At 60.1% G+C, this 17,914-nt stretch carries 22 protein-coding genes and 1 pseudogene; 15 read left to right on the forward strand and 8 right to left on the reverse strand.

Translation table 11 applies throughout. The features are described 5' to 3' along the window. The 7 genes and pseudogenes from VGK14_RS06925 to VGK14_RS06955 form a co-directional block, all read left to right on the forward strand. Window positions 1–166 (forward strand): annotated as a pseudogene (locus VGK14_RS06925) (bifunctional 3,4-dihydroxy-2-butanone-4-phosphate synthase/GTP cyclohydrolase II); the annotation flags it as partial. A gap of 184 nt (window positions 167–350) precedes the next feature. Next, window positions 351–911 carry a YqgE/AlgH family protein gene (locus VGK14_RS06930; protein WP_331508240.1) on the forward strand — a complete coding sequence of 187 codons (561 nt, stop codon included), beginning with the start codon at window positions 351–353 and terminating at the stop codon, window positions 909–911. 6 nt (window positions 912–917) lie between these two features. Continuing rightward, on the forward strand, window positions 918–1,385 hold the full coding sequence (ruvX, locus tag VGK14_RS06935) for a Holliday junction resolvase RuvX (protein ID WP_331508241.1): 468 nt from the start codon (window positions 918–920) through the stop codon (window positions 1,383–1,385). Then, window positions 1,372–1,869, forward strand: coding sequence for a bifunctional pyr operon transcriptional regulator/uracil phosphoribosyltransferase PyrR (gene pyrR / locus VGK14_RS06940; RefSeq protein WP_331508244.1), 498 nt, complete (start codon window positions 1,372–1,374; stop codon window positions 1,867–1,869). Before ruvX ends, pyrR begins: the two co-directional genes overlap by 14 nt. Further along, window positions 1,866–2,819: an aspartate carbamoyltransferase catalytic subunit gene (locus VGK14_RS06945; protein WP_331508246.1), complete on the forward strand. Its 954-nt coding sequence runs from the start codon at window positions 1,866–1,868 to the stop codon at window positions 2,817–2,819. Before pyrR ends, VGK14_RS06945 begins: the two co-directional genes overlap by 4 nt. A 10-nt stretch (window positions 2,820–2,829) precedes the next feature. Then, window positions 2,830–4,113 (forward strand): dihydroorotase, encoded by a 1,284-nt coding sequence (locus VGK14_RS06950; RefSeq protein WP_331508247.1) that lies wholly within the window; start codon window positions 2,830–2,832, stop codon window positions 4,111–4,113. A 37-nt stretch (window positions 4,114–4,150) separates the two neighbouring features. Further along, window positions 4,151–4,552 carry a DUF3617 domain-containing protein gene (locus VGK14_RS06955; RefSeq protein ID WP_331508249.1) on the forward strand — a complete coding sequence of 134 codons (402 nt, stop codon included), beginning with the start codon at window positions 4,151–4,153 and terminating at the stop codon, window positions 4,550–4,552. A gap of 46 nt (window positions 4,553–4,598) precedes the next feature. On the opposite strand, the gene VGK14_RS06960 is transcribed toward VGK14_RS06955, so the two are convergent. The 3 genes from VGK14_RS06960 to VGK14_RS06970 form a co-directional block, all read right to left on the reverse strand. Then, window positions 4,599–4,787: a hypothetical protein gene (locus VGK14_RS06960; protein ID WP_331508250.1), complete on the reverse strand. Its 189-nt coding sequence runs from the start codon at window positions 4,785–4,787 to the stop codon at window positions 4,599–4,601. Window positions 4,788–5,200: 413 nt separating this feature from the next. Continuing rightward, on the reverse strand, window positions 5,201–6,337 hold the full coding sequence (locus VGK14_RS06965) for a PilT/PilU family type 4a pilus ATPase (protein WP_331508251.1): 1,137 nt from the start codon (window positions 6,335–6,337) through the stop codon (window positions 5,201–5,203). An 85-nt stretch (window positions 6,338–6,422) separates the two neighbouring features. Continuing rightward, window positions 6,423–7,466, reverse strand: coding sequence for a type IV pilus twitching motility protein PilT (locus VGK14_RS06970; protein WP_331508252.1), 1,044 nt, complete (start codon window positions 7,464–7,466; stop codon window positions 6,423–6,425). A 52-nt stretch (window positions 7,467–7,518) separates the two neighbouring features. Between VGK14_RS06970 and VGK14_RS06975 the strand changes: the two genes are divergently transcribed. The 5 genes from VGK14_RS06975 to VGK14_RS06995 are packed head-to-tail and all read left to right on the forward strand — an operon-like array spanning window position 7,519 to window position 11,960. Beyond that, entirely contained in the window at window positions 7,519–8,223 is a 705-nt protein-coding gene (locus VGK14_RS06975; RefSeq protein ID WP_331508253.1) for a YggS family pyridoxal phosphate-dependent enzyme, read from the forward strand. 56 nt (window positions 8,224–8,279) lie between these two features. Further along, window positions 8,280–9,089 carry a pyrroline-5-carboxylate reductase gene (gene proC, locus VGK14_RS06980; protein WP_331508254.1) on the forward strand — a complete coding sequence of 270 codons (810 nt, stop codon included), beginning with the start codon at window positions 8,280–8,282 and terminating at the stop codon, window positions 9,087–9,089. Continuing rightward, window positions 9,089–9,664, forward strand: a complete 576-nt coding sequence (locus tag VGK14_RS06985; RefSeq protein WP_331508255.1) for a YggT family protein — start codon at window positions 9,089–9,091, stop codon at window positions 9,662–9,664. The genes proC and VGK14_RS06985 overlap by 1 nt, the downstream gene beginning before the upstream one ends. Before the next feature lie 10 nt (window positions 9,665–9,674). Next, window positions 9,675–9,968 carry a DUF167 family protein gene (locus tag VGK14_RS06990; protein WP_331508256.1) on the forward strand — a complete coding sequence of 98 codons (294 nt, stop codon included), beginning with the start codon at window positions 9,675–9,677 and terminating at the stop codon, window positions 9,966–9,968. A gap of 3 nt (window positions 9,969–9,971) precedes the next feature. After that, entirely contained in the window at window positions 9,972–11,960 is a 1,989-nt protein-coding gene (locus tag VGK14_RS06995; RefSeq protein WP_331508257.1) for a dynamin family protein, read from the forward strand. A 24-nt stretch (window positions 11,961–11,984) separates the two neighbouring features. Here the strand turns inward: VGK14_RS06995 and VGK14_RS07000 are convergent, their stop codons facing one another. The 5 genes from VGK14_RS07000 to VGK14_RS07020 all read right to left on the reverse strand — a co-directional run bounded on the left by VGK14_RS07000 (window position 11,985) and on the right by VGK14_RS07020 (window position 15,633). Then, entirely contained in the window at window positions 11,985–12,350 is a 366-nt protein-coding gene (locus VGK14_RS07000) for a tautomerase family protein (protein WP_331508258.1), read from the reverse strand. 45 nt (window positions 12,351–12,395) lie between these two features. After that, a complete protein-coding gene (locus VGK14_RS07005; protein ID WP_331508259.1) occupies window positions 12,396–12,809 on the reverse strand; it encodes an SgcJ/EcaC family oxidoreductase in 414 nt (137 codons plus the stop codon). A 151-nt stretch (window positions 12,810–12,960) separates the two neighbouring features. Then, a complete protein-coding gene (gene rng, locus VGK14_RS07010) occupies window positions 12,961–14,409 on the reverse strand; it encodes a ribonuclease G (protein ID WP_331508260.1) in 1,449 nt (482 codons plus the stop codon). A 10-nt stretch (window positions 14,410–14,419) separates the two neighbouring features. Beyond that, complete coding sequence (locus tag VGK14_RS07015) at window positions 14,420–15,007, reverse strand: Maf family protein (RefSeq protein WP_331508261.1); 588 nt, start codon at window positions 15,005–15,007, stop codon at window positions 14,420–14,422. A 68-nt stretch (window positions 15,008–15,075) separates the two neighbouring features. Next, entirely contained in the window at window positions 15,076–15,633 is a 558-nt protein-coding gene (locus VGK14_RS07020; RefSeq protein ID WP_331508262.1) for a DJ-1 family glyoxalase III, read from the reverse strand. Window positions 15,634–15,693: 60 nt separating this feature from the next. On the opposite strand from VGK14_RS07020, the gene VGK14_RS07025 reads away from it, so the two are divergent. The 3 genes from VGK14_RS07025 to mnmA are packed head-to-tail and all read left to right on the forward strand — an operon-like array spanning window position 15,694 to window position 17,903. Beyond that, complete coding sequence (locus tag VGK14_RS07025; RefSeq protein ID WP_331508263.1) at window positions 15,694–16,329, forward strand: MarC family protein; 636 nt, start codon at window positions 15,694–15,696, stop codon at window positions 16,327–16,329. 34 nt (window positions 16,330–16,363) lie between these two features. Beyond that, a complete protein-coding gene (locus VGK14_RS07030; RefSeq protein ID WP_331508264.1) occupies window positions 16,364–16,807 on the forward strand; it encodes an NUDIX hydrolase in 444 nt (147 codons plus the stop codon). A gap of 19 nt (window positions 16,808–16,826) precedes the next feature. Further along, window positions 16,827–17,903, forward strand: a complete 1,077-nt coding sequence (gene mnmA, locus VGK14_RS07035; RefSeq protein WP_331508265.1) for a tRNA 2-thiouridine(34) synthase MnmA — start codon at window positions 16,827–16,829, stop codon at window positions 17,901–17,903. The last annotated feature ends 11 nt before the right edge of the window (window positions 17,904–17,914 follow it).

The raw sequence follows: 17,914 nt of genomic DNA on the forward strand, positions 1-17,914 counted from the left end.
TGCCGACGAACCGGTGCGTGCCAAGCAGGAACTGCGCGACTACGGCATCGGCTCGCAGATTCTGCTGGATGTGGGAGTCAGGAAAATGCGCCTGCTTGCGGTGCCGCGCAAAATGCCGAGCATGGCGGGCTTCGGACTGGAGGTTTCGGGCTATCTGGAAAGGTGAGAAACTGTTTCAAAGATTACTGCGGAGGCCATCTGCGGCATGGGGTGTGATTGTATGTCGCGGCCACTCGAAATCCTCATGTGCTTCAATGCGTTTCGGTTTCTGTGTGGCATGCACCTTGCTCTGGCCTTTCTCGCGACACTTTATTTAACAGTTTCTGAGCTACAAATGGGATAATGAAAGTATGGAAAACGTCAACCTTACCGGACATTTTCTGATCGCCATGCCCGCCATGGAGGATCCCAATTTTGCCAAGTCCGTCGCCTACGTCTGCGAGCACAACGAAAACGGCGCGCTCGGCATCGTCATCAATCGTCCCATCGACATGAAGCTCGACGACCTGTTCGAGCAGATCAGTATAGACCTCGAAAACAAGACCCTGGGCGGGACTCCGGTGCATTTCGGCGGGCCGGTACAGGTCGACCGCGGCTTCGTGCTGCACCAGCCGATAGGGCAATGGCAATCTACTATCGCCGTTACCGGTGATACTGCGCTTACTACCTCCAAGGACGTGCTGGAAGCGGTCGCCCGCGGCGAAGGGCCGAACAAGCTGCTGGTCAGCCTGGGTTACACCGGCTGGTCGCCGGGCCAGCTGGAGCAGGAAATTTCGCAGAATGCCTGGCTGACGGTTCAGGCGGCGGACGACATCCTGTTCGATCTGCCCGCCGAAGAAAAACTGGTCGCGGCGATGAGCCTGCTGGGCGTCGATTTCGCCACGCTATCGGAACAGGCGGGCCATGCCTGACGCGGCTTGCTTCTCCCGGAACGGCGCTCGCCGCATGCCGAGTTGAATGGCGCCGTGCTAGCTTTCGACTTCGGAGAAAAACGCATCGGTGTCGCTGTCGGCGACATCACCGTCGGCATCGCCCATCCCTTGCAGACCGTTTCCGGTGAAAGCAACGACATCCGTTTTGCCGCGATAGCCGCGCTGATCAATGAATGGCAGCCGTCGCAACTGGTGGTCGGCTTGCCGCTGTACCTGGATGGCGGCGAGCACGAGTTGACCAGGTTGTCACGCAAGTTCGCCCGCAGGCTGGAAGGCCGCTTCGGCCTGCCCACGGTGATGGTGGACGAGCGCCTGAGTTCGGCCGAAGCCAGCCAGACGCTCAACGAGATCGGCATCCGCGGCCGCAACCAGAAAGCCATGCTGGACCAGGTGGCGGCGCAACGCATTCTGCAATCCTTTTTTGATGGCCAGGCCTCTTATGCAGCTACCTGACGCTGAACAGCTGGCCGGCACCCTGGCCGAGCAGATCCGCCCCCTGCTCGATGACGGTGCGGCGCTGGTCGGTATCCACAGCGGCGGCGCCTGGCTGGCGCAGCGCATCCGTGACCTGTGCGGCGCGGACGTCGCCCTGGGCATGCTGGATATTTCCCTCTATCGCGACGATTTCAGCCGCATCGGGCTGCATCCGCAGATCAAGCCGTCGCATATCCCCTTCGATGTCGAAAACCGGCATATCGTGCTGGTGGATGACGTGCTGTATACCGGCCGCACGATACGCGCGGCGATGAACGAGCTGTACGATTACGGCCGTCCGGCCCGTGTCACGTTGGCGGTGCTGGTCGACAGGGGAGGGCGCGAATTGCCGATAGAAGCGCAGGTCGTAGGCGCGTGCTTGCCGCTGACACCGCAACAAAACCTGCAACTGCTGCGCGACGAAGGCGGCAAACTGAGTCTTAAACTGTACGAGGGCGCATGAACAATCCGCAACTCACCAAAAACGGCGAACTGAAACACCTGCTCTCGATCGAAGGGTTGCCGAGAGCCATCCTCAACCATATTCTCGATACTGCGGAATCCTTCGTCGGCGTTGCCGAACGCGAGGTCAAGAAAGTGCCGCTGCTGCGCGGCAAGACGGTGTGCAACATCTTCTTCGAGAATAGCACGCGCACCCGCACCACCTTCGAAATTGCAGCCAAGCGGCTGTCCGCAGACGTGATCAACCTCAACGTCAATACCTCGTCGCAGTCCAAGGGCGAAACCATACTTGACACCGTCGATAACCTCATCGCGATGCACGCCGATATGTTCGTGGTACGCCACTCGCAGTCCGGTGCCGCGCATCTCATCGCGCGCCATGTGGCGCCGCACATCCATGTGATCAACGCCGGCGACGGCCGCCACGCGCATCCCACCCAGGGGCTGCTGGACGTGTTCACGATACGTCGCTACAAGCCCGAGATGCACAACCTGCGCGTGGCGATCGTCGGCGACGTGCTGCATTCGCGCGTAGCGCGTTCCGAAATCCATGCGCTGACCACGCTAGGCGTGCCGGAAGTGCGCGTGATCGGGCCGCAGACCTTGCTGCCGCAGGATGTCGAGCGGCTGGGGGTGCAGGTTTACCACGACATGCGTGCCGGCCTCAAGGATGTCGACGTGGTGATGATGCTGCGGCTGCAGAACGAGCGCATGAACGGGGCGTTGCTGCCCTCCGCGCAGGAATATTTCAAATGTTTCGGCCTCACGCCCGAGAAGCTGGCGCTGGCCCGGCCGGATGCGATCGTCATGCATCCGGGGCCGATGAACCGCGGCGTGGAAATCGACTCCGCGGTAGCCGACGGCGCACAATCGGTGATCCTGCCGCAGGTCACCTACGGCATCGCGGTGCGCATGGCCGTGATGAGCATACTTGCCGGCAATACGGAATGAAAAAACCAGAATGAAAATCCATATCAAGAACGGCCGCCTGATCGACCCCAGGAACGGCATCGACGCCGTGCGCGACATTTTCATTGCGGCCGGCAAGGTGGTCGGCATCGGCGGGGTGCCGGCTGATATGGCCGATTTTCATGCCAGCCAGACCATGGATGCCACCGGTCACATCGTCTGTCCCGGGCTGGTGGATTTGTCCGCGCGGCTGCGCGAGCCGGGTTTCGAATACAAGGCCACGCTGGAAAGCGAGCTGCGCGCAGCAGCCGCGGGCGGCGTGACCAGCCTGGCTTGCCCGCCGGACACCGACCCGGTGCTGGACGAGCCGGGGCTGGTAGAAATGCTTAAGCACCGCGCCAAACTGCTCAACCTGGCGCATGTCTATCCGCTGGGCGCGTTGACGCGCCAACTCGAAGGCAGGAACCTGACCGAGATGTGCGAATTGACGGATGCCGGCTGCGTCGGATTTTCGCATGGCGATGCCGCACTGACAGATACCTTGGTGCTGCGCCGCGCGATGCAGTATGCCGCCACATTCGGCTTTACCGTCTGGCTGCGCCCGGAAGACGCCTATTTGGCCAAAAACGGCGTCGCGCACGACGGCGAGGTAGCCGCTCGCTTGGGGTTGGCGGGCATCCCCGCCAGCGCGGAGACCATCGCGCTGGGGACGATACTGACGCTGGCCCGTGAAACCGGCGCACGCGTACATTTATGCCGCCTTTCCACCCGCGACGGCCTGGAAATGGTGCGGCAGGCGCGAAGCCAAGGGCTGGTGGTGAGTTGCGACATCGCCGTCAACCACCTGCACCTGACCGAGCACGACATCGGTTTTTTCGATGCGCATTGCCATTTGCGGCCGCCTCTGCGCACGCAGCGCGATCGCGATGCGTTGCGCCAGGGGTTGGCCGACGGGACGGTCGATGCCATCTGTTCCGATCATACGCCGGTGGACGACGACGCCAAGCTGGCGCCATTTGCCGAAAGCGAGCCCGGCGCTACCGGCCTGGAACTGTTGCTGCCGTTGACGCTCAAATGGGCACAGGAAGCCGGCGCATCGCTGCCGGATGCGCTGGCCCGGATTACCAGCGAACCGGCAGGCCTGCTGGGCATCGATGCCGGCCATTTGACGGTAGGCGCAGCTGCCGACCTGTGCATATTCGACCCGGAGCAATACTGGAAAGTGGAACACAAATCGCTGCAAAGCCAAGGTAAGAATACGCCATTCCTCGGCCTGGAACTGGCCGGAAAAGTACGCTGGACGCTGGTCGGTGGGCATGTGGTGCATCAGGCATAAGAACGGTTGCGGAAATTACCTGCAAAGGTATCTGCAATTGCTGGGCGTATGCCTGGCGCTAGGGATACCGTTTGCTGCATTTGCCGTCGATGCGCAGGAAGGACTGTGGGAAATTGGCCTCGTAATGCGCGTAGAAGGCAAAGATTACGGACCGTATACCCGCCAACAGTGCGTTACCAAGGCTGACGCGCAGGATCCGTCCCGATTGTTCGCCGAAACTACCGGTAGCTGCGAATATACCAACAAGCGTTATTTCGGCAGCCAGTTCAGTTTCAACGTGCGCTGCAATACAGACATTCCGCTTTCCGGTACCGGCCAGGTGGAGTACGGTGCCGATTGGGTCAAAGGCAATATGGCGCTGAGCGCGCAGGTTGCCGACGGCCCGTCGGTTGAAACCGCCAGCGAAATTTCCGGGAAACGGCTGGGCAAGTGCCAGTAACTATACATCTGCCGGGCCCGCGATCCGGCACCCGGCGCTTGCAGCATCAATGCAAATGCTGGTACCTGGTCTCGGAGTAGATATCCCATTTGGTCGAATTGCTGCCGGCCTTGAACTCCTGTAGCGCCCTGGTGTTGCCGGATAAATAATCGATCACCTTTTTATCCCAGATTTTCACCTGCGCAGGGATGGCTTCCAGAAAACTGGATAACAGCGCCAAGACTTCCTTTTGCATGATTTTCCCCTGATGCACTGCCGGAACCGCCGGGCAAACCTTTAGGTTGCCGGGCAATCCGGTGGTTGCCGATAGCCGCTCAATCGTGTTCGACATGGCAAGCAACGTCTCGATCGAGCTGAAGCCGGCGTTGCCGAGTAGTTGTTATCAATTTTCATGCCAGGATATGAAATGGCTTTACGACGCCATTACGGAGGAGGGAGTGGGAAAATGGTTGCGGGCATATACTGGTATACGCGCACCATGATGTGGCCTATGCACGGTTCTGCACAGTCACGCGCGACTGCGCATCTTCCCGGAAATGCCAATACGGATTGGCCTAGGCATTTGAGAGGATCAATTCAATAAGGTTTCTGACCCTGATTTTTTAATTTGTGCAGGAGCGCGCCAGTGTCGTCTGATAATTTAACGCACTACACAATATCCAGATGATCCAGTCCTGCCGATAGATCCTTGTTTTTGGCTTCCTGGCCGTAGAGCTTGACCTTGAGGCGCAGGTCGTTGACCGAATCGGCGTTGCGCAGCGCGTCTTCGAAGGAAATGTGGCCGCCTTCGTAGAGATCGAACAGCGCCTGGTCGAAAGTCTGCATGCCGAGTTCGCGGGATTTGGCGATGATTTCCTTGATTTCGTGCACTTCGCCCTTGAAGATCAGGTCCGAGATCAACGGCGAATTAAGCATGATTTCCATCGCCGCCACGCGTCCTTTGCTTTCCTTCTTCGGGATCAGGCGTTGCGAGATGAAGGCCTTGACGTTAAGCGAGAGGTCCATCAGCAATTGCTGGCGGCGTTCTTCGGGGAAGAAGTTGATGATGCGGTCCAGCGCCTGGTTGGTGCTATTGGCGTGCAGCGTGGCAAGGCACAAGTGGCCGGTTTCGGCGAAGGCAACGGCATAGTCCATCGTTTCGCGGTCGCGGATTTCGCCGATCAGGATCACGTCTGGCGCCTGGCGCAGCGTGTTTTTCAAGGCGGCGAACCAGTTGTCGGTATCGACGCCGACCTCGCGCTGGGTGATGATGCAGTTTTTGTGCTCGTGCACGAATTCGACCGGGTCTTCGATGGTAATGATGTGGCCGTAGCTGTTTTCGTTGCGGTAACCCACCATCGCCGCCAGCGAAGTCGATTTGCCGGAGCCGGTGCCGCCGACGAAGATCACCAGGCCGCGCTTGGTCATCGAGACTTCCTTCAGCACTTCCGGCAGCCCCAGCTCCTCGAATTTCGGAATCTTGGTGGCGATGGTGCGGAACACCAAGCCCGTCGATCCACGTTGCACGAAGGCGTTGACGCGGAAACGCGCGACGCCGGGCAGCGCGATCGCGAAATTGCACTCCTTGGTGGCGTCGAACTCGCTGGCCTGCTTGTCGTTCATGATCGAGCGCGCGATTTCCTTGCTCTGCTGCGCGGTCAGCGACTGGCTGGTGACCGGCGTCATCTTGCCGTCGATCTTCATCGCGGGCGGAAAGCCGGCGGTGATGAACAGGTCGGACGAGTTCTTTGCGATCATCATCCGCAGCAGATCGAATACGAATTTTTCAGCCTGGCCTTGATCCATGATGGATGTCCTCTAAATGATTAAACCGTCGATGAAACCCTGGGAAGCGGTGCTCATTGCGGCCTCCGCCGTCGGCTAATATGTCTTAGCCGACGAAAGTTTCCTTGTTGGCGGCTTTGGAGCGCGCTTCCGGCAGCGAGATGGCGTTCTTGCGCACCAGTTCGGTGAGGTTTTGGTCCAGTGTCTGCATGCCGATATTCTGGCCGGTCTGGATCGCCGAGTACATCTGCGCGATTTTGGCTTCGCGAATCAGGTTGCGGATCGCCGGCGTGCCGATCATGATCTCGTGCGCCGCGACGCGGCCGGAGCCGTCCTTGGTCTTGCACAGGGTTTGTGAGATCACTGCGCGCAGCGATTCCGACAGCATCGCCCGCACCATTTCCTTTTCGGCAGCCGGGAATACGTCCACGATACGGTCGACGGTTTTGGCCGCCGAACTGGTGTGCAGCGTGCCAAACACCAGGTGGCCGGTTTCGGCGGCGGTCAGCGCCAAGCGAATGGTTTCCAGATCGCGCATTTCCCCCACCAGAATCACGTCCGGGTCTTCACGCAGCGCGGAGCGAAGTGCGTTGGCAAACGACAGTGTATGCGGCCCCACTTCGCGCTGGTTGATCAGGCACTTCTTGGATTCGTGCACGAATTCGATCGGGTCTTCCACCGTGAGGATATGGCCGTACTCTTCCTCGTTGACGTAATTAACCATTGCCGCCAGCGTGGTGGATTTACCGGAACCGGTCGGCCCGGTCACCAGTACCATGCCGCGCGGGTTCTGGGCGATTTCCTTGAAAATCGGCGGACAGTTGAGCTGCTCCAGCGTCAGCACCTTGGAGGGAATGGTACGGAATACCGCACCGGCTCCCCGGTTCTGGTTGAAGGCGTTGACCCGGAAGCGCGCCAGGTTGGGGATTTCGAAGGAAAAGTCGCACTCCAGGTTTTCTTCGTAGAACTTGCGCTGGCCGTCGTTCATGATGTCGTACACCATGTCGTGCACCTGGCTGTGGTCCATCACCGGCACATTGATCTTGCGCACGTCGCCGTGCACGCGGATCAGCGGGGGCATGCCTGCCGACAGGTGCAGGTCTGAAGCCTTGTTCTTGACCGAAAAGGCCAGCAAGTCGGAAATATCCATGGAACCCCCTGTTATAATTTTGCGAAGAGACGCTAAAGACCGATGGCAGATTATGACAACAATTGCAAAGCGCATGCAAGCGATCCAGGGCCGCATCCGCGACGCTGCTGAAAGCGCAGGGCGCGCCCCGGAATCGGTGCAGTTGCTGGCGGTGAGCAAGACGCATGCGGCCGACGAGTTGCGGCTCGCGTTCGAGGCCGGGCAGCGTGCTTTTGGCGAAAGCTATCTGCAGGAAGCGCTGGACAAGATCGCCGTGTTGTCTAATCTTTTGATCGAATGGCATTTCATCGGCCCCATCCAGAGCAACAAGACGCGTCCCATTGCCGAGCATTTCGCCTGGGTGCATGGGGTGGATAGATTGAAAATCGCCCAGCGTCTGTCGGAGGCGCGCCCGACCGGGTTGCCGCCGCTCAACGTCTGTCTGCAGGTCAACGTCAGCGGCGAGGCCAGCAAAAGCGGCTGTACGCCCGATGCCGTGCCGACGCTGGCGCATGCCGTCGCCGCGCTGCCGCGCCTCCGGCTACGCGGCCTGATGACGATCCCCGAGCCGACAAACGACATTGCATTGCAACACCGGCAGTTTAGAATGCTGTCTGGGCTGCAGGAGGCGCTGAAACGCGAAGGCCTGGCGCTGGATACGCTGTCGATGGGGATGTCGGACGATTTTCCGGCGGCGATCGCGGAAGGCGCGACCATCGTGCGGCTGGGGACGGCCATTTTTGGGCAACGGCAAAATAAAACAGCTATGGAAGATTGAATAGGTTTGTAGCTGCTGCCACTTTCTCGCGGCAGTCGGGCAATTAAAAGGGCTTTATGAAAATATCATTCATCGGCGGCGGCAACATGGCGCGGGCCATTATCAGCGGACTGCTCTCCCGGGGTTGCGCGCCGGCGGATATCGTGGTTGTGGAAATGGACCGCGAGCGCCGCGTCGCCTTGAGTGAGGACTTCGGCATCAACGTCGCCGGCGAACTGCCGGCCGCGGCGCGGGCGGACGTGATCGTGCTTGCGGTCAAGCCGCAGCAGCTGCGCGACGTCGCGATCTTTCTCGGCAGCCTGCTCGATACGCAGCTGGTGGTTTCCATCGCCGCCGGCGTGCGCTGTTCCGACCTCGCGCGCTGGCTGGGCAATTATCGCGCCGTGGTGCGGGTGATGCCGAACACGCCGGCGCAGGTGCAGGCCGGCGTGTCGGCGCTGTATGCCGCGCCCGGCACCAGCGTCGAGCAGCGCCAGCAGGCCGGCGCATTACTGGGCGCGGTGGGGGCCTGCGTATGGCTGGAAGACGAGGCGCAGATGGATGCCGTTACCGCGATTTCCGGTAGCGGCCCGGCCTACGTATTCTATTTTCTCGAAGCGATGCAGCAGGCCGGCATCGAACTCGGCCTGGCCCCGGAGCAAACGCGCGTGCTGGCGATGCAGACTTTTCTCGGCGCGGCGCAACTCGCGCTCGGCAGCGAACACGATTTCGCCACCTTGCGCGCGCAGGTCACATCCAGGGGAGGCACCACCGAGCAGGCGATACTGTCGATGGAAGCCGGCAATGTGAAAGGAAATATCGTGCGGGCAATTCATGCTGCCGCGCATCGTTCTGTCGAACTAGGCGACATCCTGGGGGAAAATTAATGCTCGTTCAAGCCGCTATTTTTTTGCTCGATACCCTGCTGGGGCTGTTCACGCTCTGCGTGTTGTTGCGTTTTTACCTGCAGCTTGTCGGCGCGCCGTTCCATAATCCGATTTCGCAGACCATCGTAGCCTTCACCAATTTCATCGTGCGGCCGACACGGCGCATCGTCCCGGCGTTGGGCGGGCTGGACATGTCCACGCTGCTGCTGGCTTTTGTCGCGCAGCTGCTGTTGCAGATCGCCACGTTGTGGCTGCATGAATATCCGATCCTGCTGGCTTCCGGCGCCGCCTATGCGGCGATTATCGGCCTGGTGCTGATGTCGCTTCTCCGGCTTTCCGTCTATATATTCCTGTATGCGGTGCTGATCCAGGCGATCCTGAGCTGGGTCAGCCCCCACACCATGGCGGCGCCGGTGCTGGATAGCCTGACGCGGCCGCTGCTCAAGCCGTTGCGCCGGCGTTTCGGCACCGGCAGCGGCATAGATCTGTCGCCGCTGGTGGTGTTCCTGGTGGCCCAGCTGGTGCTGATGCTGGTCATCACGCCCGTCGAGCTTCAGCTGCAGCGTCTGCTGTGAGCGGTCGCCGATGAGTCCCAGCTGGTACGCGCTCAAGGATGACGGCTGCAAGCTGGTGCTCAACCTGCATATCCAGCCCAATGCCAGCCGCACCGAAGTGGCTGGCCTGCACGGCGACGCGCTGAAGATCAAGGTGGCGGCACCGCCGGCCGACCACCAGGCCAACGATAAGTTATTGGAGTTTCTGCGGAAATCATTTAAAGTCGGCAAAAATCAGGTGGTGCTCAGGCACGGCGAGCATGCGCGCCAGAAAGTGGTCGAAATCCTGGACCCTCCCTGTCCTCCGGAAACGTTGCTTGCATAAGGCATGATCAATCAGCTCGAAAAACAGATCGGCGATTACCGGCAATGGCGCGAGCAGATTGCCGCGGCCATCGCCGATTATCGCGACTGGCTGGATCTTGCCGGCGCATCGGACGCGCTGCAGGATCTGCGCCTGTACGACATGGCGGAATCGGTCAAGCACGACCGGCTGGTACTGGCGTTCGTCGCCGAATTCGCGCGCGGCAAGACCGAAACCATCAACGCGCTGTTTTTCTCCGATTACAAGACCCGGCTCTTGCCCTGCGATGCCGGCCGCACTACGATGTGTCCCACCGAAATCTTCTGGGATGCCAACGAAGAACCCTACGTCAAGCTGCTGCCGATCGAGACGCGCAAGAATGACGACAGCATCGCGCTCTTGAAGCGCACCCCGGCCGCCTGGACCAAGCTGCGGCTCGATACCAGCTCCGCCGACGCGATGCAGCAGGCTTTCCACGCGCTGGTGCAGCAAAAGGAAGTCAGCCTGGACGAAGCCCGCGCGCTGGGCCTGTGGGACGACCAGGACGTGATGATGGTGCAGTCCATGCAGAGCAAGGGCAAGGTGGACGTGCCCTTGTGGCGCCACGCGCTGATCAATTTTCCGCATCCGCTGCTGAAAAGCGGGCTGGTCATCCTCGACACGCCCGGCCTCAATACCCTGGGTACCGAGCCCGAGCTGACGATCAACATCATCCCCAGCGCGCATGCGGTGATCTTCCTGCTGGCGACCGATACCGGCGTCACCAAGTCGGACATGACCATCTGGACCAGCTTCATCCGCGACCGGACCAGCCGCAAGCTGGCGGTGCTCAACAAGATCGACATCCTGTGGGACGACCTCAAGAGCCCGCAGGAAGTGCAGGAGATGATCCAGTCGCAGATCGAGTCTACCGCGCGCCAGCTGAGCATCCCGGCCGGCGACGTATTCGCGATTTCCGCGCAGAAGGCGCTGCTGGCGCGGGTCAGGGGCGATGCTGCCTTGCTGGCGAAAAGCGGGATCGACAAACTGGAGCAGACGCTGGCGCAGAACGTCATCGCCGGCAAGCATGCGATCCTGCGTGGCACCATCCTGGCGGAAACCGGCAATATGGTGAAATCCTCGCGCAAGACTTTTCAGCAGCGCGTCGCCGCCAGCCGCGCGCAGCTGGCGGAGCTGAACGCGCTGCGCGGCAAGAACCGCGATGTGGTGCAGAAACTGCTCGACAAGGTCAGCGCAGATCGCCGCGTTTACGAGGAGTCGATCCGCACTTACACGCAATCCAACCAGAAAGTCACGCAGATGGGGGAGGTGCTGATGCAGCAACTCAGCATCAACCGGCTGGACCAGATGCTGGATGCGAGCCGCGAGGAAATCGGCGATTCATGGACTACGCACGGGCTCAACCGCAGCATGAAAAGGCTCATCCTGCAGACTACAGAACTGGCCGAAGGCATTACGCGGCAGGGACTGGAAATCAAGCAGCTGGGCGACGAACTTTACCAGCTGTTCCATACGCGCCATGGTTTCGAGGCACGCACGCCGCCCAGGCTCGATATGACCGGCTTCCATCAAAGCATGCAAGCGCTGGTCAGAACCACCGACGAATTCTGCGATGACCCGCTGAATGTGGTAACGGAAAAGCATTTCCTGATACGTAAATTCTTTTTCAGCCTGGTGGCGCAGGCGCGAGCAGTGTTCGAAGTCGCCCACCATGACGTCAATCTCTGGCTCAAGGGCCTGCTGGCTCCGCTCAAGCTACAAATCGCCGAGCACAAGACGCAGCTCGACAAGCGTACCGAAGCGCTGATGAATGTCCACGAAAATCTGGATTCGCTGCAGAAAAGCATCGCTGAAGTCGAAACGCAATACGCCACGCTGCAAAGCCAGAGCGCGGCTCTCGACCAGATATTGCTCAAACTGATGAAAGCCTCCCAGACGGGTGCGGTGGCCCCGGAGGCGGCTATCGCCGCCACCGAGGGGCCTGATCTGGGCATGGCGCCGCTGCTTGCCTGATCCGGGAAGCGAGTCTTATCCCGGTCAAGCGACGAACTGCGCTACCCCATCCCGAAAAGACCAGTCTATATCGTGGTTTTCGGTGATCGTGATCAGAACGTTGGCTGGGTCCATGCCCGGGTTTCGCGACAGGTTTTCTACAGTTTTTTGGTAAAAAGCCTGTTTTGACTTATTGGAGCGCCCGGCCCGCATCACCAGATGCAGCATTACGCGATCGCCATCCCGCGTCTGTAGTTGCAGACACTCGGAGTCGAGTTGGTGAATAATCTGGTAACGATCGTCATCCGGAAACCCCATCGTCTCGATCACGGCCGAGTTGATGCCATCGGCGACTGCCTTGATGTATTCCGGGGACTTCCCTTTCAGCAGCGAAATGGTCACTAATGGCATGGTCTTCCTTTCAGTTCCATTGATGCCATGGCCTACCGAATTGAATCAATTGGAAGCGTTCCAGACATGGGAGCGTGACAGCCATGTGCCGTTGGCCTGCTTTTCCAGCACACTCATCAGGATGCCGCCGAAAGAGGGCGTTCTTCCGTCTTTCTCAGCTCCGTTCGCGCTCCATCTTGCCACCTGATAGGCCAGACGATCATTGCCGCCAACTTCGATGATTTCGATGGCGTGATTATGTACGCCGTTGTCGATAAAGCTCTGGAACAGTTTTTCAATTTCTGCGCGGCCGACAAGGGTGTTGCCGTTGCCCGGCGATAATTTGGCATCTTCCGTATACAGCGCGGCAAGTGCGGCAGCGTTGCCGCTATTCAGGGCCTGATTCCATGTCGAATTGATCGATTCGATGGTTGATCGGATACCGCCGGATAAAGGGGAATTGCTCAAGGCATGGTTCATTTGGTTTCTTTCTCTGATCGAAATTAAAGTGGAGTAGGTACTCTTGGGTGAATGTAGTATGGCGCATTATAGTAAGGCGGCTAATTATATGCAAATACCAATTCAAATCTCGAATAAACGATGAGTACTTTTAAGCCCTTGGCGGCAATTGTTACATCAGCACGATATCGAACGTCTCCTGCCCGTACTGGGCTTCCACCTGCAGTGAAACCGGCTTGCCGATGAAGTCCGACAGCATTGCCAGCGCCTGCGACTCTTCGTCGAGGAACAGGTCGATGACCTTCTGCGAAGCCAGGATACGGTATTCGCGGGCATTGAACTGGCGCGACTCGCGTAATAATTCCCGTAAAATTTCATAACACACCGTCTGCGCAGTCTTGAGCTCGCCGCGGCCCAAGCAGCATGGGCAGGGCTCGCACAGGATATGCCCCAGGCTCTCCCGGGTGCGCTTGCGCGTCATTTCCACCAAACCCAAGCCGGAGAAGCCGTGGATACTGGTTCGCGCCCGGTCGCGCGCAACGGTTTTTTGCAGTTCCTCCAGTACGGCGGTGCGGTGGGTTGCGTCTTCCATGTCGATGAAATCGATAATGATGATGCCGCCGAGATTGCGCAGGCGCAACTGGCGCGCAATGGTCTGCGCTGCTTCCAGGTTGGTCTTGAAAATGGTGTCGGCCAGCGTGCGGCTGCCGACGAAGCTGCCGGTATTGACGTCTACCGTGGTCAGCGCCTCGGTCTGGTCGAAAATCAGGTAGCCGCCGGACTTGAGCTCGACTTTCCTGGATAGCGCTTTCTCGATTTCCGCTTCGATGCTATGCAGATCGAACAGCGGCCGTTCGCCCGGGTAATGCTCGATGCGTTCGAGCGCGGCACCGGCATAGCGCTGGGCAAAGTCCTGCATTTTCTGGAAAGTCTCGCGCGAATCGACTGCGATGCGCGAGGTGTCGTCGTTGAGAAAATCGCGCAGCACGCGCAGAGGCAGGCTCAAATCCTGGTAAATCAGCGAGCGGTTGCCGGCGCTGCGGCTGGTCTCGCGGATGTTGGTCCAGGCCTTGTGCAGGTAGTCGAGGTCGGCTATCAGTTCCGCATCGGTCGCGGTTTCCGCCATGGTGCGAATGATATAGCCACCGGCCGCATTATCCGGTAACAATTTCAGCAGGCGGTCGCGCAAGGCCTCGCGTTCGGCCTCGTTTTCGATCCGTTGCGAGACGCCGATGTGCTCCTGCTCCGGCAAATACACCAGAAAACGCCCGGCAATGCTGATCTGCGTGGTCAGCCGCGCGCCCTTGCTGCCGATGGGCTCCTTGATCACCTGCACCATCAGCGGCTGGCCTTCATGCAGCAATTCCTGAATCTGTTTTTCCTGGTTGGAGCCGAACTCCAGCAGATCGGCAATGTGCAGAAACGCCGCCCGCGTGAGTCCCACTTCGACGAAGGCCGACTGCATGCCCGGCAGCACGCGGCATACCTCGCCCTTGTAGATGTTGCCGACCAGCCCCAGCGAGCTGGTGCGTTCGACGTGCAGCTCCTGCACCACGCCTTGCTCCAGCACGGCGACGCGGGTTTCCTGCGGGGTGACGTTGATCAGTATTTCTTCACTCATGTTTTTCTCTTCACAGCACGTTCAATCCGGATTTTTTCAGCAACTGCGCCGTTTCATATACCGGCAATCCCATCACTCCGCTGAAACTGCCTTCGATACGGCGGATAAACGCACCGGCCAGGCCCTGGATGCCGTAGCCGCCGGCCTTGTCGCGCGGCTCGCCGCTGGCGACATAGGCGGCGATTTCGGCTGCGGAGAGCGGCGCGACTTCTACCTGGGTGCTGGAAATCGCCACCTCGATGCGGCCCCGATGGGCCAGCGCGATGCCGGTATGCACGGTATGCCAGCGGTCCGACATGCGGCGCAGCATCGCGCAGGCGTCCTCGTCGCGCTCCGGCTTGCCGAGGATTTCGCCGTCGGCGCAAACCGTGGTGTCCGCCGCCAGGATCGGCAGGTCAGGCAGGCCATCGGCCGCGATGCGCTCGGCGCAGGCCTCGGCCTTTTCCCGTGCCAGCCGCAGTACGTAATGCTCGGGCGCCTCGCCTGGATGCACCGATTCATCGACGTCGGAGGGCAGCACGTCGAACGCCACGCCGATCTGCCGTAGCAATTCGCCGCGGCGCGGCGAGCGGGAAGCGAGATAAATTTTTAGTGTCATATTTTTTGAACCGCGAGCAGCGCGGGGAAGTATTTTTTGGTTTTCGCTTTCCCCGTAGTTTCCGGGGGTTAATGGGTTTTTGGCCGCTGCAACTGCGCTTCCACCGCATCGCGCTTCGCCTTGCCCGCCAGCAATTCCACCAGCGTCAATGCAAAGTCCATCGCCGTGCCGGGACCGCGTGAAGTGGCGATGTTGCCGTCCACTACCACCGCGTCTTCGAGGTAAACATGCGAACCCGGAAGCTCGTCCAGCACGCCGGGGTAGCTGGTGGCGCGCTTGTTGTGCAGTACGCCGGCCGCGTGCAGGGCCATGGGCGCGGCGCAGATCGCCGTCACAAACTTGCCGGCAGCGGCCATGCGTTGCAGCAGGGCGATGACGCGGCTGTCGTTGTTCAGATGCTCCGAACCCGGCATGCCGCCCGGCAGCACGACCATGTCGTAATCCTTCTTCAAAGCTTCATCCAGCGTGACGTCCGGCAGCAGTACCGTGCCGCGGCTGGCGCGCACTGCGCCGCTGGCCAAGCCTGCGGTGGTGACTTCGATGCCGGCGCGGCGTAAGATGTCGATCACCGTCACGGCTTCGATTTCTTCGCATCCCGGTGCGAGGGGAACCAATACGCTAGCCATTTCCGCCTCCGTTTGTTAAAAGAGATTTTCGATACTAACCCATTCATTCGGGGCCATCAAATGATCGACTGGAACTACCTGTTCAAGATTGGCATCGCCTTGTTCGCCATCGTCAACGCGATTGGCAGCGTGCCGGTGTTTATCAGCGCTACCGATGGCTGGCCGGACGCGGCGCGCGCTCATGTCGCCCGCACGATCGCGTTGACGGTGTTCACGGTGCTCACGCTGTCGGTGTTCATCGGCGACCGGTTGCTGGATTTTTTCGGCATCAGCGTCGCCTCGTTCCAGGTCGGCGGCGGCATCCTGCTGTTGCTGATCGCCATTTCGATGATGCACGCCAAACAAAGTGGCGCGCGCCAGACGGAGGAAGAGGCGCAAGCCGCTGCCGAGCGCGAAGCGGTCGCCATCGTGCCATTGAGCATCCCCTTGCTGGCCGGCCCCGGTGCCATCAGCAGCATGATTATCGCCGCCGAGCGTAGCGGCGGCTTCTGGGGCCATCTGAGCCTGGTTGCGCCGATTGCGGTGGTCTGCTTTCTGGTCTGGCTGATCCTATTGCTGTCCGCTCCCATCGCCCACCGCTTGGGCACTATAGGCATCAACGTCGTTACCCGGTTGATGGGGCTGATCCTGGCGGCGATGGCGGTCGAATTCATGGCGCGCGGATTGGGCAGCCTGTTCCCCGGTCTTCTATCCTAGTAGAATCGCGGCTTTTGCATTCAAGCCGAATCCCATGATCTGGAAACCCAATGTCACCGTCGCCGCGATAGTCGAGCGCGGCGGAAAATTCCTGCTGGTGGAAGAGGAAACTGCCGACGGCGTGATGTTCAACCAGCCGGCGGGCCATCTGGAAAAGGGCGAGACGCTGTTGCAGGCTGTGCAGCGCGAGACATGGGAAGAAACCGCGCACCGTTTCGAGCCTGCCGCATTGCTGGGCGTTTACCATTGGCAGCATCCGAAGAAGGACATCACCTATCTGCGCTTTGCCTTCATCGGCGCGGTCTCCGGGCATGACCCCGCGCAGCCGCTGGATAACGGTATCCTGCGTGCGGTATGGATGACGCCGGACGAGATTCGCGCCACCGCGGATCGCCATCGCAGCCCGCAGGTATTAACATGTATCGAACATCATCTGGCGGGGCGGCGATTCCCTCTTTCCGCACTGACCCATCTATGAAGTCGGTACTTACGCACCTATGAAAAAACAACGCGTAGTCGTCGGCATATCCGGCGGTGTGGATTCCTCGGTCGCCGCATTGCTGCTGAAACAGCAGGGCTATGAAGTGGTTGGCCTGTTCATGAAGAACTGGGAAGACGACGACACCGACGAATACTGTCCCGCCAGGCAGGACCTGATCGACGCGGCCTCGGTGGCCGACCTCATCGGCATCGATATCGAGGCGGTGAATTTCAGCAAGGAATACAAGGACAAGGTGTTCGCCAATTTTCTTGCCGAATACCAGGCCGGGCGCACGCCCAACCCCGATATCCTGTGCAACTCCGAGATCAAGTTCCGTGCCTTCCTCGACCATGCGCTGGCCATGGGCGCCGACAAGATCGCCACCGGCCACTATGCCAAGGTGCGCGAACGCGACGGGCTGTTCCAGCTGCTGAAAGCCGAGGACGGCAGCAAGGACCAGAGCTATTTTCTCTATCGGCTCAACCAGCAGCAGCTTTCCAAGACGCTGTTTCCGCTGGGCGACCTGTATAAGCGTGAAGTGCGCGAACTGGCGAGGAAAGCCGGCCTGCCGACCAGCGAGAAAAAGGACTCCACCGGCATCTGCTTCATCGGCGAGCGACCGTTCCGCGAATTCCTCAACCGCTACCTGCCCAAGGAGCCGGGCGAGATGCGCACGCCGGAAGGCAAGGTAGTGGGTACTCACCAAGGGCTGATGTATTACACGCTGGGGCAACGCCAGGGCTTAGGGATCGGCGGCGGCCGCGACAGCAGCGGCGAGCCGTGGTTCGTCGCCGCCAAGGATATGCAGAACAACGTACTGACCGTGGTGCAGGGCCACGAGCATCCGCTATTGCTGAAAGACGGCCTGCGGGCGGGCGACCTGCACTGGATCGCAGGCCGCGACCCGCACGAGCATTGGGTGTATTGCGCCAAGACGCGCTATCGCCAGCCGGATGCGCCGTGCGAGATCGATGCGATCAGCGGCAACCGCTGCGAAATCAAGTTCGCCGAGCCGCAGTGGGCGGTGACGCCGGGGCAATCGGTGGTGGTGTACGAGAGCAATGTCTGCCTGGGAGGCGGAATCATTGTTTAGGCATGAAGGCA

The organism is Novimethylophilus sp., from assembly GCF_036504375.1.
Taxonomy (GTDB): Bacteria; Pseudomonadota; Gammaproteobacteria; order Burkholderiales; family Methylophilaceae; genus Novimethylophilus.

Coding starts and splice junctions, on each gene's coding strand:
- rng (WP_331508260.1), bottom strand. CDS start 14,409: ATGAGTGAAGAAATACTGATCAACGTCACCCCGCAGGAAACCCGCGTC.
- VGK14_RS06950 (WP_331508247.1), top strand. CDS start 2,830: ATGAAAATCCATATCAAGAACGGCCGCCTGATCGACCCCAGGAACGGC.
- VGK14_RS07020 (WP_331508262.1), bottom strand. CDS start 15,633: ATGGCTAGCGTATTGGTTCCCCTCGCACCGGGATGCGAAGAAATCGAA.
- VGK14_RS06985 (WP_331508255.1), top strand. CDS start 9,089: ATGCTCGTTCAAGCCGCTATTTTTTTGCTCGATACCCTGCTGGGGCTG.
- VGK14_RS06960 (WP_331508250.1), bottom strand. CDS start 4,787: ATGCAAAAGGAAGTCTTGGCGCTGTTATCCAGTTTTCTGGAAGCCATC.
- VGK14_RS06965 (WP_331508251.1), bottom strand. CDS start 6,337: ATGGATCAAGGCCAGGCTGAAAAATTCGTATTCGATCTGCTGCGGATG.
- VGK14_RS06975 (WP_331508253.1), top strand. CDS start 7,519: ATGACAACAATTGCAAAGCGCATGCAAGCGATCCAGGGCCGCATCCGC.
- VGK14_RS07005 (WP_331508259.1), bottom strand. CDS start 12,809: ATGAACCATGCCTTGAGCAATTCCCCTTTATCCGGCGGTATCCGATCA.
- VGK14_RS07030 (WP_331508264.1), top strand. CDS start 16,364: ATGATCTGGAAACCCAATGTCACCGTCGCCGCGATAGTCGAGCGCGGC.
- proC (WP_331508254.1), top strand. CDS start 8,280: ATGAAAATATCATTCATCGGCGGCGGCAACATGGCGCGGGCCATTATC.
- VGK14_RS06945 (WP_331508246.1), top strand. CDS start 1,866: ATGAACAATCCGCAACTCACCAAAAACGGCGAACTGAAACACCTGCTC.
- VGK14_RS07000 (WP_331508258.1), bottom strand. CDS start 12,350: ATGCCATTAGTGACCATTTCGCTGCTGAAAGGGAAGTCCCCGGAATAC.
- VGK14_RS06990 (WP_331508256.1), top strand. CDS start 9,675: ATGAGTCCCAGCTGGTACGCGCTCAAGGATGACGGCTGCAAGCTGGTG.
- VGK14_RS06970 (WP_331508252.1), bottom strand. CDS start 7,466: ATGGATATTTCCGACTTGCTGGCCTTTTCGGTCAAGAACAAGGCTTCA.
- VGK14_RS07025 (WP_331508263.1), top strand. CDS start 15,694: ATGATCGACTGGAACTACCTGTTCAAGATTGGCATCGCCTTGTTCGCC.
- VGK14_RS06930 (WP_331508240.1), top strand. CDS start 351: ATGGAAAACGTCAACCTTACCGGACATTTTCTGATCGCCATGCCCGCC.
- VGK14_RS06995 (WP_331508257.1), top strand. CDS start 9,972: ATGATCAATCAGCTCGAAAAACAGATCGGCGATTACCGGCAATGGCGC.
- mnmA (WP_331508265.1), top strand. CDS start 16,827: ATGAAAAAACAACGCGTAGTCGTCGGCATATCCGGCGGTGTGGATTCC.
- pyrR (WP_331508244.1), top strand. CDS start 1,372: ATGCAGCTACCTGACGCTGAACAGCTGGCCGGCACCCTGGCCGAGCAG.
- VGK14_RS07015 (WP_331508261.1), bottom strand. CDS start 15,007: ATGACACTAAAAATTTATCTCGCTTCCCGCTCGCCGCGCCGCGGCGAA.